Source organism: Croceicoccus mobilis (assembly GCF_001661965.1).
Classification (GTDB): Bacteria; Pseudomonadota; Alphaproteobacteria; order Sphingomonadales; family Sphingomonadaceae; genus Croceicoccus; species Croceicoccus mobilis.
On sequence record NZ_LYWZ01000022.1, the window covers coordinates 114,872 to 130,872 of the forward strand.

General features: G+C 65.8%; 12 protein-coding genes. 4 read left to right on the top strand and 8 right to left on the bottom strand.

Going from position 1 to position 16,001, the window contains the following annotated elements:
* Nucleotides 1-70: 70 nt before the first annotated feature.
* The 4 genes from A9D13_RS08095 to A9D13_RS08110 are packed head-to-tail and all read left to right on the top strand — an operon-like array spanning nt 71 to nt 6,326.
* The gene (locus A9D13_RS08095) at nt 71-820 is read left to right on the top strand and encodes a thioredoxin domain-containing protein (RefSeq protein WP_066772337.1); all 750 of its coding nucleotides are present in this window, start codon (nt 71-73) and stop codon (nt 818-820) included.
* Between the two features lie 31 nt (nt 821-851).
* Nucleotides 852-4,283 carry an AAA family ATPase gene (locus tag A9D13_RS08100; RefSeq protein WP_066772339.1) on the top strand — a complete coding sequence of 1,144 codons (3,432 nt, stop codon included), beginning with the start codon at nt 852-854 and terminating at the stop codon, nt 4,281-4,283.
* Entirely contained in the window at nt 4,280-4,783 is a 504-nt protein-coding gene (locus tag A9D13_RS08105) for a PH domain-containing protein (protein ID WP_066772341.1), read from the top strand. The genes A9D13_RS08100 and A9D13_RS08105 overlap by 4 nt, the downstream gene beginning before the upstream one ends.
* The gene (locus tag A9D13_RS08110) at nt 4,776-6,326 is read left to right on the top strand and encodes a PH domain-containing protein (protein ID WP_172808129.1); all 1,551 of its coding nucleotides are present in this window, start codon (nt 4,776-4,778) and stop codon (nt 6,324-6,326) included. Before A9D13_RS08105 ends, A9D13_RS08110 begins: the two co-directional genes overlap by 8 nt.
* Nucleotides 6,327-6,338: 12 nt before the next feature.
* Here A9D13_RS08110 and ftsA read toward each other — a convergent pair whose 3' ends face one another.
* From ftsA to mraY, 8 genes are read right to left on the bottom strand one after another with little or no spacing between them, the layout of a single operon-like run.
* Nucleotides 6,339-7,604 carry a cell division protein FtsA gene (gene ftsA, locus A9D13_RS08115; protein ID WP_066772345.1) on the bottom strand — a complete coding sequence of 422 codons (1,266 nt, stop codon included), beginning with the start codon at nt 7,602-7,604 and terminating at the stop codon, nt 6,339-6,341.
* A 5-nt stretch (nt 7,605-7,609) separates the two neighbouring features.
* Nucleotides 7,610-8,590 carry a cell division protein FtsQ/DivIB gene (locus tag A9D13_RS08120; RefSeq protein WP_066772347.1) on the bottom strand — a complete coding sequence of 327 codons (981 nt, stop codon included), beginning with the start codon at nt 8,588-8,590 and terminating at the stop codon, nt 7,610-7,612.
* A complete protein-coding gene (gene murB, locus A9D13_RS08125) occupies nt 8,587-9,573 on the bottom strand; it encodes a UDP-N-acetylmuramate dehydrogenase (RefSeq protein ID WP_082922214.1) in 987 nt (328 codons plus the stop codon). Before murB ends, A9D13_RS08120 begins: the two co-directional genes overlap by 4 nt.
* Nucleotides 9,573-11,015: a UDP-N-acetylmuramate--L-alanine ligase gene (murC, locus tag A9D13_RS08130; RefSeq protein ID WP_066772349.1), complete on the bottom strand. Its 1,443-nt coding sequence runs from the start codon at nt 11,013-11,015 to the stop codon at nt 9,573-9,575. The genes murB and murC overlap by 1 nt, the downstream gene beginning before the upstream one ends.
* Complete coding sequence (gene murG / locus A9D13_RS08135; protein ID WP_066772354.1) at nt 11,012-12,235, bottom strand: undecaprenyldiphospho-muramoylpentapeptide beta-N-acetylglucosaminyltransferase; 1,224 nt, start codon at nt 12,233-12,235, stop codon at nt 11,012-11,014. Before murG ends, murC begins: the two co-directional genes overlap by 4 nt.
* Complete coding sequence (locus A9D13_RS08140; RefSeq protein WP_066773857.1) at nt 12,232-13,452, bottom strand: FtsW/RodA/SpoVE family cell cycle protein; 1,221 nt, start codon at nt 13,450-13,452, stop codon at nt 12,232-12,234. The genes murG and A9D13_RS08140 overlap by 4 nt, the downstream gene beginning before the upstream one ends.
* 2 nt (nt 13,453-13,454) lie before the next feature.
* A complete protein-coding gene (gene murD, locus A9D13_RS08145; protein ID WP_066772356.1) occupies nt 13,455-14,828 on the bottom strand; it encodes a UDP-N-acetylmuramoyl-L-alanine--D-glutamate ligase in 1,374 nt (457 codons plus the stop codon).
* Nucleotides 14,825-15,886: a phospho-N-acetylmuramoyl-pentapeptide-transferase gene (gene mraY, locus A9D13_RS08150; protein ID WP_066772358.1), complete on the bottom strand. Its 1,062-nt coding sequence runs from the start codon at nt 15,884-15,886 to the stop codon at nt 14,825-14,827. Before mraY ends, murD begins: the two co-directional genes overlap by 4 nt.
* Nucleotides 15,887-16,001 lie beyond the last annotated feature (115 nt).

Below are 16,001 nucleotides of genomic sequence, written 5' to 3' on the forward strand. Positions count from 1 at the left end.
CCCTCACTAACCTTTCGCTTCGCGCTTTTCCTGCGCTAGCTTTCAACAATAGACGGAAAGACTCATCCACATGGCCATTCGATTCTTAAAGCCTGTACTTGCTCTTGCGCTTGCACCGCTGGCGGCGCTGGCCGGGTGCGGGTCGGGCGATGATGCCGCGACCGGCGGCGATGTTTCCGGTGAACCGGTGGCAGAGGTCGCCGCCCCCGAGGGACAGCAGTGGCAGGATGTCGTCACCAAGACCGAGCAGGGCGGTTACCTGATGGGCAACCCGGACGCACCGATCAAGCTGGTCGAATATGGCGCGCTCTCCTGCTCGCACTGCGCCGATTTCGCCGAAACCGCGATGCCCGACCTGGTCAGCGATTATGTCGACAGCGGCCGCGTCAGCTATGAACTGCGCTTTGTCGTGCTGAACGGCATGGACGTTCCCGCCGCGCTCCTTGCCCAGTGTTCCGCGCCGGAAGCGACGATTGCATTGTCCGAACAGTTCTGGGCGAACCAGGGCCAGTTTTTCCAGGCCGCGCAATCCGCGCCCGAAAGCGCGTTTCAGCAGGCGAGCCAGCTGCCGCCCGAACAGCGCCTTGTCGCCATGGCGCAGATTTTCGGCATGACCGATTTCTTCGCGCAGCGCGGCATTTCGCGCGATCAGGCCAATGCCTGCCTTGCCGATGTCGACAATGCGCAGGCTTTCGTCGAGCAATCGAATTCCTACGAAGTCACCTCGACCCCGACGCTGGAAATCAACGGCACGCGCCTGACGACGGCGCCGACATGGGAAGCGCTGGAGCCCGAGCTTCAGCGCGCCGGCGCACGCTGATGCGCGCCGGCGGAACCGGCATGACTGGCTAATGCAGTTCCGCCGGCTCCGCCTTTCCGGCTTCAAGAGCTTTGTCGAACCGGCAGAGCTGCGCATCGAACCGGGGCTGACGGGCGTCGTCGGCCCCAACGGTTGCGGCAAATCGAACCTTCTCGAAGCGATCCGCTGGGTCATGGGCGAATCCAGCGCGAAATCCATGCGCGGATCGGGGATGGAAGACGTGATCTTCGCCGGCACCGCCAGCCGTCCGCCCCGCGCCTTTGCCGAAGTATCGCTGCTGACCGAAACGGCGGACGGCGAAGAGCGCGACATTACCCGCCGGATCGAGCGGGGCGCGGGCAGCGCCTATCGCCTCAACGGCAGCGACGTGCGCGCCAAGGACATTGCGCTATATTTCGCCGATGCCGCGACCGGCGCGCATAGCCCGGCGCTGGTTTCGCAGGGCCGTATCGCCGCTGTCATCGCGGCAAAGCCCGCCGAACGCCGCCAGATGCTGGAAGAGGCCGCGGGCATTTCGGGCCTCCATGTCCGGCGCAAGGATGCGGAACAAAAGCTGCGCGCGACCGAGACCAATCTGGCGCGGCTGGAAGATTTGCTCTCACAGCTCGACAGCCGCATGGCGACATTGCGGCGGCAGGCCCGCGCGGCGGAGAAATATCGCGAGCTGTCCGACCAGATCCGGCTGGGCGAGGCGCAGCTTCTCTATATGCGCTGGCGTGAAGCCGCCGCCGCTGCCGATGCGGCGCGGCGCACGGCGAAAGAATGCGATGCCGCCGTCGCCGCCGCGCAGGAACAGACGGGCGAGGCGCAAAAAGCGCAGCGCGATGCCGCCGTGGCGCTGGCCAGCGCGCGTGAGGACATGGCCGACCGGCGCGACGATGTTTCCGCGCAGGCGAACCTCCTCACCATGCTGACCGGCAGGCTGGAGGCGGCGGAGGAAAAGCTCGCCGACCTTGATCGTCAGTTCGCGCGGCTGGACAGGGACGAAGGCGATGCGGAGGAAAACACCCGCAATGCCGCCGAGGCGATGACCCGCCTGACGCGCGAAATCGCCGCCGCCCAGCGCACCTTGACCGAGGATCAGGAGCGCAGCCCGAAGCTTGCCGCCGCGCAGGAAGATGCCGAACGCGCCGGCCGCGCCGCCGAACTGGCGCTGGCGCAGGCGACGGCGGAACAGGCGCGGGTGGAGGCTGAATGGCGCGTCGCCGATGCCGCCGTGCGGCAGGCGCAATCCGCATTGGACAGGGCACAAACAGACCTCTCGCGCCGCGAAGCCGAACAGGCTGCGCTGGGCAGTGAGGACGAGGCACGCGGTGCCGTGACCGCCGCCGATGCCCGCGTGACCGAGGCTGCCGCCGCACGAGAGAAGGCCCGATCAGAGATCGAGGACGCGCGCGCCGCACGCGAGGCCGCCTCTACACGCCGCGATGCCGCCGCCAGCGCATTGTCATCCGCCCGCGCCGAACTGGCCGGTGTGGAGCGCGAGCATGACGCCCTGATGCGCGACAAGCGCGCCCGCGAAAAGGCGGACAAGAGCGCGAAGGGCCATCGCCGCGCCATCGACGCGGTCAAGGCCGCTCCCGGCTATGAGCGCGCTCTCGCCGCCGTGCTGGGCCGCGATGGCGCGGGGCTGTTGACCACCCCCGCCGGTGGCGAAGAAGGCCGGTTCTGGACTGGAGCCGACGCGCCTGCTCCGCTGGCCGACAGCCTTGCCGCCCATGTCCGCGATACAGCGCCCGAACTCGCTGCCCGGCTGGCGCTGGTGCGGGTGGCGGATGAGGATAATGGCCAGTTGCTCGGCCCCGGCGAATGGCTGGTGACCATGGCGGGATCGCTGCGCCGCTGGGACGGTTTCGTCGCGCGCGGCGAAGGCGCGGCGCAAGCGGCCATGCTGGAAGCGGCGAACCGGCTCGACGCGCTGGCCGCGCAATTGCCCGAATTGCAGGAGGCAGTCGCCAAGGCCGAAAACGAGCAGGCCGAGGCGCATGCCGGGTTCGAACAGGCCCGCGAGGCCAATGCCGCCGCCGAACGCGCGCTGGCCGCCGCCGCCGATGCCGAGCGATCCGCCCTGCTGGCACGCGATCAGGCCGGGGCCGCGCTGGAACGCCTGCAACGCGCTCGCGCAGGCCTTGCCGAACAGATCGAGGAGTTGACCCAGCGCGTAGCCGCCGCCCGAACCGATCTGTCGGAAGCGGAGGAGCAGCGCGCCACCCTGCCCGACCCCACTGCCCAGCGCGAAGCGCGGGCTACGGCGCAGGCGCGGCATGAGGCTGCGCGTGGCCGGTTGCAGCAGGCGATGGCCGAACACGCTTCGCTGGAGCAGGCCATCGCCGTCGGGACCGAGCGGATCAATGCCATGCGCACCGACATGCGCGGATGGGAAGCGCGATCGGGCGATGCCGCGCGCCGCCTGGCCGAGGTTTCGCGCAGGCGCGAGGAAATCGCCGAGGAACGCGCCATCACGGCGGCCAAACCGGAATCCCTGCAAAACGAGATCGAGCAGGCGAGCGCCGCGCGTGACCGGCTGACCGCGGAACTGGACAAGGCGCAGGCCGCGCATACCGCTGCCGAAACGGCCTCGCGCAGGGCCGACGCCGCCTTCGCGCAGGCCAACGAAGCCCTTGCCGCCGCCCGCGAGGCCCGTGCCGGAGCCAGCGCGAGGGCCGAGAACGAGGAAGCCCGCCGCAGCGAACTCGCGCGTGAAAGCGGCGAACGTTTTCATTGCCCGCCCCCGCTGCTGGCGACACGCATCGGTTTCGACAGCGAGGAAGCCGCGCGCATTTCGGCGCAGGCCCACGCGCAGCAGCTCGACACGCTGAACGCACAGCGCGAACGGCTTGGCCCCGTCAATCTGGTGGCTGCGGACGAACTGGCAGAGGCGGAGGCCGAACATGGATCGAGCGCGGCGGAACAGGCGGAACTCGCCGAAGCGGTCAACCGCCTGCGCGGCTCTATCGGCAGCCTCAACCGCGAAGGGCGCGAGAGGCTGCGCGCCGCATTCGATGCGGTCGACGAACATTTCCGCTCGCTCTTCTCCACCCTGTTCGGCGGCGGGCAGGCGCATCTGGCGCTGGTCGATTCCGACGATCCGCTGGAAGCGGGGCTTGAGATCTACGCTCAGCCGCCGGGGAAGAAGCTGCAATCGCTGACCTTGCTTTCGGGCGGCGAACAGGCGCTGACCGCGGTGGCGCTGATCTTTGCGCTGTTCCTGACCAATCCGGCGCCGATCTGCGTGCTGGACGAAGTCGACGCGCCGCTGGACGATGCCAATATCGAACGTTTCTGCGACCTCCTTGAGGCGATGACCAAGCAAACGCAGACCCGTTACCTGATCGTGACCCATAATGCCGTCACCATGAGCCGGATGCACCGCCTGTTCGGCGTGACCATGGTCGAACAGGGCGTATCGCGCCTTGTCAGCGTGGATCTGGGCGGCGCAGAGGAATTACTGGCCGCCGAATGATCGACGAACTCACGCCCCTTCACCCCAATCACCGCATTCTGATGATCGTTCAGGGCGCGATTGTCGGCCTGCCTCTGCTGATCGGCGGCATCGTTCTCGAGATTACCGGGAAGCTTCCGACCGGCCTTGCCATCGTTCCTGCCGCGATTGTCGCATTATGGCTGATGGGCTTTGCCCCGCTGCGCCGCTATCGGCACAAGGGGTATCGCCTGGCGCAGGACCGGTTGCGCGTGGTGAAAGGCTGGCTGTTCCATTCGGATACCGTCGTGCCATTCGGCAGGGTCCAGCATATCGACGTGCTGCGCTCTCCGCTCCAGCGGCCGTTCGATCTGGCCACGCTGGTCCTCCACACGGCGGGCACGCATAACAGCTCGGTTCAGTTGCCGGGGCTGCTATATGACGATGCGCAGGCGATGCGGGAAACCATTCGCGCCTTCATCACGCGTGAGACGACCGGCGTGCTGGACGATTTCACCCCGGAAGATCTGCCCGGTGCCTGACAGCATGGGCACTGCCCCTTTCAAAGAAGCGCCACGCCGGACCGAGCTGCTCGGGCTGGTGCCGCATATCGCGAAGACGCTGCGCCAGGCCATCATCGGCCTTGTCGCGGTCGCATTCGGTGCGGGGCAGGTCGGCGGGAAGGCGTGGCTTGTCATCATTGTCGGTGTAGTCGCGGTATCGATCACGCTGGCGGCCAGCTTCGTGCGCTGGTGGCGCACGATCTATCGTGTCGGAGCCGATGACATCAGGTTGGAAACGGGGCTGTTGTCGCGCGAGGCACGATCGGTTCCATACGAACGCATTCAGGACGTCAGCATTTCGGAACCGCTGCTGGCCCGGCTCCTCGGCCTTGCCACCGTGACCTTTGAAACCGGCGCTGGGGGCAAGGACGAAATGACCCTCGCCTATGTCACCAAAGCCGAAGGCGAGCGGCTGCGCAATGTGGTGAGGAGGCAGAATGCCACGCCATCGGCGCAACCGGCAGAGCACGGGGCGCCCCTTCCCGAAGGCGGCACGCTGGTCGACATGCCGGTCGAGGAGCCGCCGCGGGTCCTGTTTGCCATGGACCTAAGGCGGCTGCTCACCTTTGGCATGTTCGAATTCTCGCTCGTTCTGCTCGCCGTGATCGGCGCGGCGCTGCAACAGCTCGATTTCCTGCTGCCGTTCGACATCTGGGATGTCGATTTCTGGGACCGGCAACTTGAACTGGGCGGCGGCGCGCTAGAATCGCTGGGCTTTGCCGCGCAGATCATCGCCATCGTTCTTGCGGTCGTCAGCCTGCTGCTGCTGGGCGTGGTCAGCGGGCTGGTGCGTACGGTGCTGCGCGATTACGGCTTTGTGCTGGAACGCACATCGCGCGGGTTTCGCAGGCAGCGCGGCCTGCTGAACCGCACCGATGTGGTCATGCCGGTGCACCGCGTCCAGGCGGCCGTGCTTGGCACCGGGCTGGTGCGGCGCATGTTCGGCTGGCACGGGCTCACCTTTGTCAGCCTTGCCAATGATGCGAAATCGGCAAGCCATGATGTCGCCCCCTTCGCCCGGCGCGCCGAGATCGACCCCGTCGCGAGCGAAGCGCATATCCACCTGCCGGGGCCCGATGTCGAATGGCAGCGGCTAAGCGCCAAACCCTGGATCGACAAGTTCGTCGTCGGCGCGCTCGCGCTGGGAATCGCGGCCATCGTCATCTCGCTTTATGAGCCTGCGCTGTTCTGGCTCCCGCTCCTGCTGCTGCCGGTCGTCGCGTTCGGCCAGTATCTGGGCTGGTATCGCCATGGCTGGGCGATGGAGGGCGGGCATGTCTATGTCAAGAAAGGCCTGCTGGCCCCGACCATCATCGCCGCGCCAGCGCGCCTGCTGCAAAGCGTCGAGATCGCTCAGTCATTGCTGGGCCGCCTGCGCGGCTATGCTGCGCTTCGCTTCGGCCTCGCAGGGGGCAATCTCGCGATTGAGGGGCTCGCCCGCAGCACGGCGCAGATCATTCGCGAAAACGTGCTCGACGAAATCGCGCGGGTAGATTTCAGCCGGTTGAACCGCGCGCGGTAATTTTCCGGCTTCTCAGAAATACTCCCGGATCGCGCGTGCCAGACGGGCTGGCAGGTTCATGCGCGCGAAACGGCTGGCGCTTTGCCATCCGCCGCTGCTGGTGCGGATGTCGAGCGGGTCTGCCGCGGCATAGAGGATCAGCCCTGCCAGACTGGCAAAGCCGGGTGTTGCATGCGCTTCGGGCAGGCCGCTCATCCGCGGGGCCGCGCCTGAACGCACGGGCTTGGCCAAGGATTGCTGCATGTAATCGGCAAGCCCAGCCAGCTCTCCGCCGCCGCCGGTCAGCACGATCTGGCGCCCATTACCGCCGCGCCCGGTGACAAAGCCAAGCGATTTCAAGGTCGTGGCGACATCCTGCGTCCAGCGGGCAAGCTGCCCGGTGATGACCGCGATCAGATCGGCGCGCAGGATCGTTTCCGATGTTTCGGCCCCATTGCCCAGCGGAATGCGTTCGCGGTGATCGGTCGGGCTGGCGATGGCCGACCCATAGACGCATTTGAGCCGCTCCGCCTGTGTGCGGCGGATCGAAAAGGCGCTGGCAATGGCGTCGGTGATGTCGCTGGAGCCATAGGGCATGACCGCCATGCCGACGAGAATGCCGCCGACATGGACCGAGACATGCGTCACCTCCGCCCCGAAATCGACCATGGCGACACCCAGTTCGCGTTCTTCTTCGGAAAGGCATGCGTGGCCGGTCGCGATCCCTGCGCCGACAACGCCCTCAACCGCCAGATGCGCGCTCTGCACCGCTTCCATCAGGTTGCGGAGCGGGCCGGTCTCGGCCTCCATCACATGGACGGCAACGGCAAGACGCTCGGCATGAAGGCCCCGCGGATTGGTCACGCCATGCGCGCCATCGAGGATGTAATGCGCAGGCTGCGCATGCAGCACCACGCGGGGCGCAGTGGGCGCGGGCACGATCTGGTCGCGCGCTTCGCCCATCAGCCATTCGATGTCGTCCTGATCGATGCGGCGGCCACCGATCTCAAGGTCGATCTCGCGGATCTCGCTCATCAATCCGGCATTGCCGCAGCTGATCCAGACGGAATCCACCTGCGTGTCGGCGGCGCGTTCGGCGCGCTCGATCGCGTCGCGGATCGCGTGGGTGGCGGCATCCATGTCGGTGACGTAGCCGCGGCGAATGCCGTCGGCGGCGCGGTGGCCGCTGCCCAGCACGACCATCTCGCCATCGGCGGTCAGCCCGGCGATCATCGCCGCGATGCGGAACGATCCGATATCGATCGCCCCGAATGTCTTTTCGATCCGCATGGCCCCCATCGCCGTCAGCCTTCCGTTTCCCGACTATTGCTGTCCCGTGCCGCGGCGGCGCGTTCGGCTTCGCGCTCCAGCCGCTTGCGCTCTGCCTCCGCCTCGGCGATTTCCTTCGCCCGGCCCGGCACGCGCATATAGATCCTGTCGTCGGCCCGCATGTCGAACACCGCGACCTTGCCGCCCAAAAGCTCGTTCTGGACGTCCATGCGGCCAAAGGCGATCAGCGCATCGCTCGCTTCCTCGAAGCCTTCGGGCAGCGCCACGACCTGATCGGTGCTGAAGGTGAGGTTCCAGCGGCGATGGCCGATCCACTCGGCGGCGCGCACACTGCCTTTGAGCGAAGGCGCCTCGTCCAGCAATTCACCCAACTGCGCCGCCTGATCCGCCGCGCCATCGCCCGAGAGCACCAGCATCTTGCCCGCCTCTCCCTTTTTCACAGGCTCCAGCCTGTGGCCGGAACTGTCGATCAGCGTGTAATCCTCGCCCTCTTTCAGCACCGCATGCGGGCGGCGCTCGACGATGTCGATGACCAGCGTGTCGGGCAGCTGGCGCGACACGCGCGCATCGGCAACCCATGGCAGCTGGACCAGATCTTCGCGCAGCGACGACACATCCATCAGCGGCATCGGCACCTGCTGAGCAGCAATGGCGCGCTGGTAAATTTCCTCACGGTCCATGCGGTCCACGCCGCGAACCTCGACCTTGCGCACGGTGAAACCCGCGTCATCGGCCAGATTGCCGAAACGCTGCTGGATCGCGGCGGGCAGTTCCATCCAGATGGCAAGCGCCAGCAGCAATGCACCGCCGACCACGACGATCGCGCCCATGAAAAAACGCTGCAACCCGCTTTCCGACACACCCAGCGATCCCAGCATCCAGCCGAGGATACCGCCGGTCTTCGCCTTCGCGCCGCGCACGGCGCGGGCCTTGCCCTTGGCCGCGGTGGCGCGGCGCACGCCCTTGCCGCCGCGCTTGATGGTGGTCGCGCTCATGCCTCGTCACCCTTGGTGGCAGCGGCAGCTTCCTCAGCCGTCAGCCCGACGCGGGCGATTTCCCATTCCAGTTCAATGCCGCTGTCGGCCTTGACCCGGCGGCGCACTTCCTCGCCCAGCGCCTCGATGTCGGCGCTGGTGGCATTGCCGCGATTGATCAGGAAATTGGTGTGCTTCTCGCTCACCTGCGCGTCGCCGACGATCAGGCCGCGGCACCCTGCCGCATCCACCAGTTGCCAAGCCTTGTGACCATCGGGGTTTTTATAAGTCGAGCCGCCGGTCTTTGTCCGCAAGGGCTGCGAAGCTTCGCGCGCTTCGGTGATACGGTCCATCTCCGCCTGGATCGCGGCGGGATCGCCCGGCTCGCCATGCATGGTGGCGCTGGTCACGATCGCGCCATCGGGCAATTCGGAATGGCGATAGCTATAGCCGAGGTCAGAGACGGAGAGCGTCTTGACCTCGCCCGAGCGCAGCACGACTTCGCATGTCGTCAGCACGTCCTTGACCTCACGCCCATAGGCGCCGCCATTCATGCGCACGAAGCCGCCGACCGTGCCGGGGATCGACTTCAGGAATTCGAGGCCCGAAATCCCCGCATCGCGCGCACTGGAACTGGCAAGCACGCCGGACGTGCCGCCACCGAATTTCAGCGTGGTCTCGTCCAGCGTTTCCACGCCCGCGAACGCCTTGCCCAGCCGGATCACGACGCCATCCACCCCGCCATCGCGGATGATAAGGTTCGATCCAAGCCCCAGCCCCATGACCGGCACCCATGCGGGCAGGCCGCGCAGGAAAGAGGACAGGTCCTCCACGTCTTCAGGCTCAAACAAAAGTTCGGCAGGCCCGCCGGTCTTGAACCATGTCAGCTTGGCGATGGGCGCATCGGCGGTCAGCTTGCCGCGCGGACGCGGTAGCTTGAAATACCCGCCGCGCAGCTCGACGGTCAGCGCGCCATAGCCGTCGCCCGGGATGGTGGTCGCCATCAGCCGTGGACCCCCAGCCGCGATTTTACTGCCTCCGCCAGATCGGCGGCCCAGCGCGTGATATCGCCTGCGCCAAGGCATACGACCGTGTCGCCCGGCTCGATCATGCGGGCCAGCGTTTCAGCAAGCGCATCGGCATCCTCGACGATGCCGGTGTGGCGGTGGCCGCGTTCCTTCAGCCCTGCGACCAGCGCATGTTCGTCGACGCCCTCGATCGGCTGTTCGCCCGCGGCATAGACCGGGGTGACATAGACGACATCGGCATCGTTGAAGGCAGCCTGAAATTCGGACAGATGATCACGCAGGCGCGTATAGCGATGCGGCTGCGCAACCGCGATCACGCGGTTCCGGGCACCTTCGCGCGCGGCGGAAAGCACCGCGCGGATCTCGACCGGGTGGTGGCCATAGTCGTCGATGATGATCGCCGGGTCCGCGCCGCCAAAGGGCACCTCGCCCACCTTGGTAAAACGGCGGCGCACCCCGCCGAAACGGGCAAAGCCATCGCGCACGGTTTCATGCGGGCAGGACATTTCGACCGCGACAGCGACGGCGGCCAGCGCGTTAAGCACATTGTGGCGGCCGGGCATCGGCAATTCGATGTCGGTGATGCGATCTACGCTGCCATCGCGCTGGCGCAGCACCACGTCGAACCGATTGCCGGTCGGGATCGGGGTTACGTTTTCGGCGCGCACATCGGCCTGCGCGGAAAAGCCATAGGTCACGGTGCGGCGATCGCGAATCTTGGGCAGGATCGCCTGCACTTCGGGGTGATCGAGACACAGCACGGCGGCGCCGTAAAAGGGCACGTTCTCGACGAACTCGACGAAAGCATCCTTCACCGCGTCAAAGCTGCCATAATGGTCGAGATGTTCGGGATCGATATTGGTCACGACCGCAATCGTGCCATCGAGGCGCAGGAAGCTGCCGTCGCTCTCGTCGGCCTCCACCACCATCCAGTCGCTTTCCCCGACACGCGCGTTGGAGCCATAGCTTTCGATGATGCCGCCATTGATGACCGTCGGGTCCACCCCGCCCGCATCCAGCAGCGCGGCGACCATGGAGGTCGTTGTCGTCTTGCCATGCGTGCCCGCGACCGCGACCGTGCGTTTCAGGCGCATCAGTTCGGCCAGCATCTCGGCGCGGCGCACCACGGGGATGCGCGCTTCCAATGCGGCAACGACTTCGGGATTGCTGCGCTTCACCGCGGTCGAGATGACGAGGACGGCGATGCCTTCGACGTTCTCGGCCTTTTGCCCGATCACGACGGGAATGCCCTTGGCGCGCAGCCCCTCGACCACGGGGCTTTCCCGCATGTCGCTGCCTTGCACCTTATAGCCGAGATTGTGCATCACCTCGGCAATGCCGGACATGCCGATGCCGCCGATCCCGGCGAAATGAATCGTGCCGATATCGACCAGCGGATCTGCGGTCAGGCGGGTCATGCCTCTTTCTCCAACTCCCGCTTGGCGCTGGTGGCGGCGGCTGCGGCGGGTTTCGAGGCGGCCTTGGCAGGCGCCTTTTTATCAAGCCGGATGATATCCATCAGCGGCGTGCCGCCCAGCCCTTCGACCAGATCAGCCAGATCGCGCGCCGCATCGGGACGGCCGCAGTTCCAAGAATGATGGGCAGCGGCGGCCAGCACGTCGGGCTCCTCCACCATCGCCATGACCGCATCGGCCAAAGCCTGCGGCGTGAACACCGGTTCGGGCAGCGACGTCGCGCCGCCCGCCTCTGCCATTTCGCGGGCATTGGCGGTCTGGTGATCGTCCATCGCAATGGCCAGCGGCACAAGGATCGCGGGGCGGCCCACGGCGGTCAGCTCGGCAATGGTGGATGCGCCCGCGCGCCCGACGAACAGATGCGCATCGGCCAGCCTTTGGGCCATGTCCTCGAAATAGGTACCAAGCTCTGCCGGGATGCCATTGTCGGCATAGATCTCGCGCACCGCGTCAATGTCTTCGGGGCGGCATTGCTGGATCACTTGCAGGCGGTGGCGCAGTTCCTCGGGCAAGAGCGCGAAACCTTCGGGCACCACGCGGCTGAGGATACGCGCCCCCTGGCTGCCGCCGGTGACGAGCACGCGCAGGATGCTCTCTTTCAAATAGGGCGGGAACGGCTGGTCGCGCAGCGCAAGCACTTCTTCGCGCACCGGATTGCCGACGAGGTGGATCTTGCCCCGTGCCTTGTCAGGCATGCGGTCGATGCGTTCATAGGCCGTGGCCATCGCCGCCGCGCCGCCGACCAGCGAACGATTCACCCGGCCCAGCACCGCGTTCTGTTCGTGGATGACATAGGGCACGCCTGCCGAGCGCGCGGCCAACAGCGTCGGCATCGCGGGATAGCCGCCGAAACCCACAATGGCGGCAGGCTCCATCTCACGGATCAGGCGCAGCGCCATGGCGCGGCCCTTGCGGATGGCGTTGAGCCCCTTGAGCTTACCCAGGATGCCGCCATCCATGCGGCCCGCAGGCAGCACATGGGCGGTCATGTCCTTTGGCATGCCGGGAATGGCTTCGCCGCGCGTGTCGGTGACCAGCGCCACCGTATGTCCGCGTGCGATCAGTTCAGCCGCCAATGCAAAGGCCGGGATCATGTGACCGCCAGTGCCGCCTGCTGCGAGTATGTAATGCCGGCTGGCGCGAGGGGTCGCCTGCTCACTCATCTTTTGAAACCTCCGGGCCCGACAGGCAGGCCGTCACGGGTAAGAAACGGATTGCGCCGCGTGATCGCGAGCAACAGTCCCACCGTAAGGCAAAGCGCGATCATCGACGAGCCGCCATAGCTGATCAGCGGCAGGGTCATGCCCTTCGACGGGAACAGCTGGAGGTTTACCGCCATGTTGATGAACGCCTGCCCACCAAGCAGCGCCGCCAGCCCCGTTCCGGCCAAAATGGTGAAAAGATCTTCCTCATCCGCCAGGCGCCACAGCACCCGCACGACCAAAGTGCAGAAAAGAAGCGCGATGGCGACGACTGCGACAAGGCCGAACTCCTCGCCAATGACGGAAAGGATGTAATCGGTATGCGCCTCGGGCAGCGAATTCTTGCGCTCGCCCATCCACAGGCCCTGCCCAAACCAGCCGCCCGAAAGCATGGTGCGGCGGGCAAGATCGACCTGGCTATAGGCCTCGCTGCCGCCAAGAAACGCGTCGATGCGGTGGCGCGCATTGTCGTAGAAGAAATAGGCCCCGATCACGAGGCTGACGATCGCCGCCACCGCCGCGCCGATCTTCTGCATTGGCATGCCCGCCGTGATGACAAGCGCCATCCACGTGCCCGCCAGCAGCATGGCCGTGCCGAAATCGGGTTGAAGCATCAGGAGCGCCACCGAAGCCCCCAGCACGATGAAGGAAATGCCGATCACCGGAAGCTGCGGATCGCGCACACGCCATGAAAGCACCCATGCGAGGAACACGGTAAAGGCAGGCTTATAGAATTCTGAAGGCTGAAACGATGCGCCAAGCCTGATCCAGCGCCGCGCGCCGTTCACTTCCGCCCCGACGAAAGGTACCGCGATCAGCAGCACGAACATCGCCACCGCAAGCAGGATCGAGAGCCTGCGCGCGGCCTCCCGCTTTAGCATGGAGGTGCCGATCATCACGGCGACCCCGATGGAAAGAAAGGCGAGATGCTGCTTGAAGAAAAGCAGCTCGTCCAACGTCTTCGCAGCGGTCGAAAGGCGATGCGCGCTGGCGGCCGAACCGGCTGCCACGCCGATGATGCCGATGCCCATCAGCAGAAGCACGACGGTCAGGATGACCTTGTCGATTTCCCGCCACCAGACGAGAATGTCGTGGCGCTTGCCGCCACGTCCACGCGGGGACCGGCGCGCGATATGCACGCCATCGGCGCCGCGTTCGAAGCTGGGCGCGATATTCATGTTCATGCGCTTTCTCCCGGCTGCAGCATCGCGACAAGGCTGCGGAAAGCCTCGCCCCGCTTTTCGTAATCGCGGAACTGGTCAAAGCTGGCGCAGGCTGGTGACAACAGCACGACATCACCGGGCGTCGCCGCCTCGGCCGCCGCGCGCACGGCCTCGCCCATCATTTCGGATTTCACGACCGGAACGCGCCCTTCCAGCAGACTGGAAAACATCGGACCCGCTTCGCCGATCGTATAGGCGCATGCGACATGGTCCAGCCATTCTTCGCACTCGGCCAGCCCTTCGCCCTTGGGCAGGCCGCCGACGATCCAGTGGATGCGCGGCTTGCCATCTTTCGGCGGAAAGGCCGCCAGCGCGGGCGCGGTAGAGGCGGGATTGGTCGCCTTGGAGTCGTTGACAAAGATGGCACCGCCGATCTCGCCCACACGCTCCATCCGGTGGGGAAGGCCGCGAAAGCTTTTGAGGCCCGCTTCGATCGCCGCTTCCTCAACCCCGAAGCGGCGGGCGATGGCGACAGCGGCAGCGGCATTGCCGCGATTATGCGGACCCTGCAGCGACAGCCATTCGTCCGGATTGCCGGGCAGGCTCACATCCTCGATCACGATGGGTGAGCGGTGCGCCAATGCGCGCGACACGGCAGGCAGTTGCAGGCTGGCACGATCGACCAGCGCGAGCGACCGGCCCTGCTGCATGCCGAACAGGCGAACCTTGGATTCGGTATAGGCTTCGAAACTGCCGTCATAGCGGTCGAGGTGATCGGGAGTGACATTGAGCAGCGCCGCCGCTTCGCACGAAAGCGAGCGGGTGATGTCGATCTGGTAGCTCGACAATTCGAACACATAGATGCCCGCCCCCCTTGCGTTGGGCTCCAGCGGTTCGGTCGAAAGCACGGGTATGCCGATATTCCCGCCAAGACGTGTCGCATAGCCCGCTTCGGCCAGCAGGTGATGCAAGAGAGCGCAGGTCGTCGACTTGCCATTGGTCCCGGTAATCGCGGCGACCTTGTGCGCGGGCAACGCGGCGCGCGCCTCTGCGAAAAGCTCGATATCGCCGATCAGCGGGACATTGGCTTCGCGCGCGATGTCGGCGATCGGGTGATGGTTGATAGGAACGCCCGGCGACACGACGATGCCCGAAAAGCCGCGCACCGCGTCCGCCGTTATCTCGGCGATGGTCAGCCGGCCACGGCACTCTTTCGACAGATCCTGCGCATGGGCGCGCGCATCGCTGTCGCGGTCCCATGCCAGCACCTTGGCCCCGCCCCCGCATAGCGCGTGGATGGCAGCCAGCCCCGTACGCGCCAGCCCCAGCACCGCATAGCTTCGGCCTGCGAAGATCGCGGGCGGCAGGATGGGGGCGGCAGCCCCGCTCATCGCACCTTGAGAGTGGCAAGGCCGATCACGGCCAGGACGATGGCAACGATCCAGAAACGGATGACGACCGTGCTCTCGGCCCAGCCCTTTTGTTCGTAGTGGTGGTGGATCGGCGCCATGCGGAACACGCGCTTGCCGGTACGCTTGTACCAGAACACCTGCACGATGACCGACACCGCCTCCAGCACGAAGAGCCCGCCGACGATGGCCAGCACGACTTCGTGATGCGAAGCGACCGCGATGGTGCCCAGCGCGCCGCCAAGGGCGAGGCTGCCGGTGTCGCCCATGAACACGGCCGCAGGCGGCGCGTTGAACCAGAGAAACGCAAGCCCCGCCCCGATGATGGCGGCGCACAATATCGCCAGCTCACCCGCGCCATCGACAAAGGGAATGCCGAGATATTCCGAATAATCCGCGCGCCCCACCAGATAGGCGATGATGGCAAAGGTGCCCGAAGCGATGATGACCGGCATGATGGCCAGCCCGTCCAATCCATCGGTCAGGTTCACCGCATTGCCCGCACCCACGATCACGAAGGCGGCAAAGACATAATAGAACGGCCCCAGCGGAATGCCGAAATTGACGAAAGGCAGGTAGAGATTGGTCTCCTTCACGACGAGATAGGCCGCAACGCCGGCAATCGCGAACTCGCCCAACAGGCGTACCTTGCCCGACACGCCCTTGTGGCTGGCCTTACGCACCTTGTCATAATCGTCGAGAAAACCGATCAGCCCGAAGCCCAATGTCACCGCGATGCAGGCCCAGACCGCCCAGTTGGTGAGGTCCATCCACAGGAACATCGACACAGTGACCGATGCCATGATGAGTAAGCCGCCCATGGTCGGCGTGCCGCGTTTCGCCAGATGGGTCTGCGGGCCGTCAAGCCGGATCGGCTGGCCCTTGCCCTGCCGAACGCGCAAAAGGTCGATGAAGCGCGGTCCGATCAAGAGGCCAAGCGCCAGCGCCGTCAACAGGCAGGCGCCTGCGCGAAAGCTCTGGTAGCGGACCAGATTGGCAAGGCCTTCGAATTCCAGCCACTGGGCGATCAGGTAAAGCATGCTTTGTCCTCGTTACCGGGCATGACTTGGCGCCACGGTACACATTCAAGCCATGGGCCATGGCACGATGAGAAGGAAGCGCCGCTATCCGCCTTTCCCCAATCCTGCGAGTCCC

Coding starts and splice junctions, on each gene's coding strand:
- murD (WP_066772356.1), bottom strand. CDS start 14,828: ATGAGCGGGGCTGCCGCCCCCATCCTGCCGCCCGCGATCTTCGCAGGC.
- murC (WP_066772349.1), bottom strand. CDS start 11,015: ATGACCCGCCTGACCGCAGATCCGCTGGTCGATATCGGCACGATTCAT.
- ftsA (WP_066772345.1), bottom strand. CDS start 7,604: ATGGGGGCCATGCGGATCGAAAAGACATTCGGGGCGATCGATATCGGA.
- murG (WP_066772354.1), bottom strand. CDS start 12,235: ATGAGTGAGCAGGCGACCCCTCGCGCCAGCCGGCATTACATACTCGCA.
- A9D13_RS08120 (WP_066772347.1), bottom strand. CDS start 8,590: ATGAGCGCGACCACCATCAAGCGCGGCGGCAAGGGCGTGCGCCGCGCC.
- mraY (WP_066772358.1), bottom strand. CDS start 15,886: ATGCTTTACCTGATCGCCCAGTGGCTGGAATTCGAAGGCCTTGCCAAT.
- A9D13_RS08095 (WP_066772337.1), top strand. CDS start 71: ATGGCCATTCGATTCTTAAAGCCTGTACTTGCTCTTGCGCTTGCACCG.
- A9D13_RS08100 (WP_066772339.1), top strand. CDS start 852: ATGCAGTTCCGCCGGCTCCGCCTTTCCGGCTTCAAGAGCTTTGTCGAA.
- murB (WP_082922214.1), bottom strand. CDS start 9,573: ATGGCGACCACCATCCCGGGCGACGGCTATGGCGCGCTGACCGTCGAG.
- A9D13_RS08140 (WP_066773857.1), bottom strand. CDS start 13,452: ATGAATATCGCGCCCAGCTTCGAACGCGGCGCCGATGGCGTGCATATC.
- A9D13_RS08105 (WP_066772341.1), top strand. CDS start 4,280: ATGATCGACGAACTCACGCCCCTTCACCCCAATCACCGCATTCTGATG.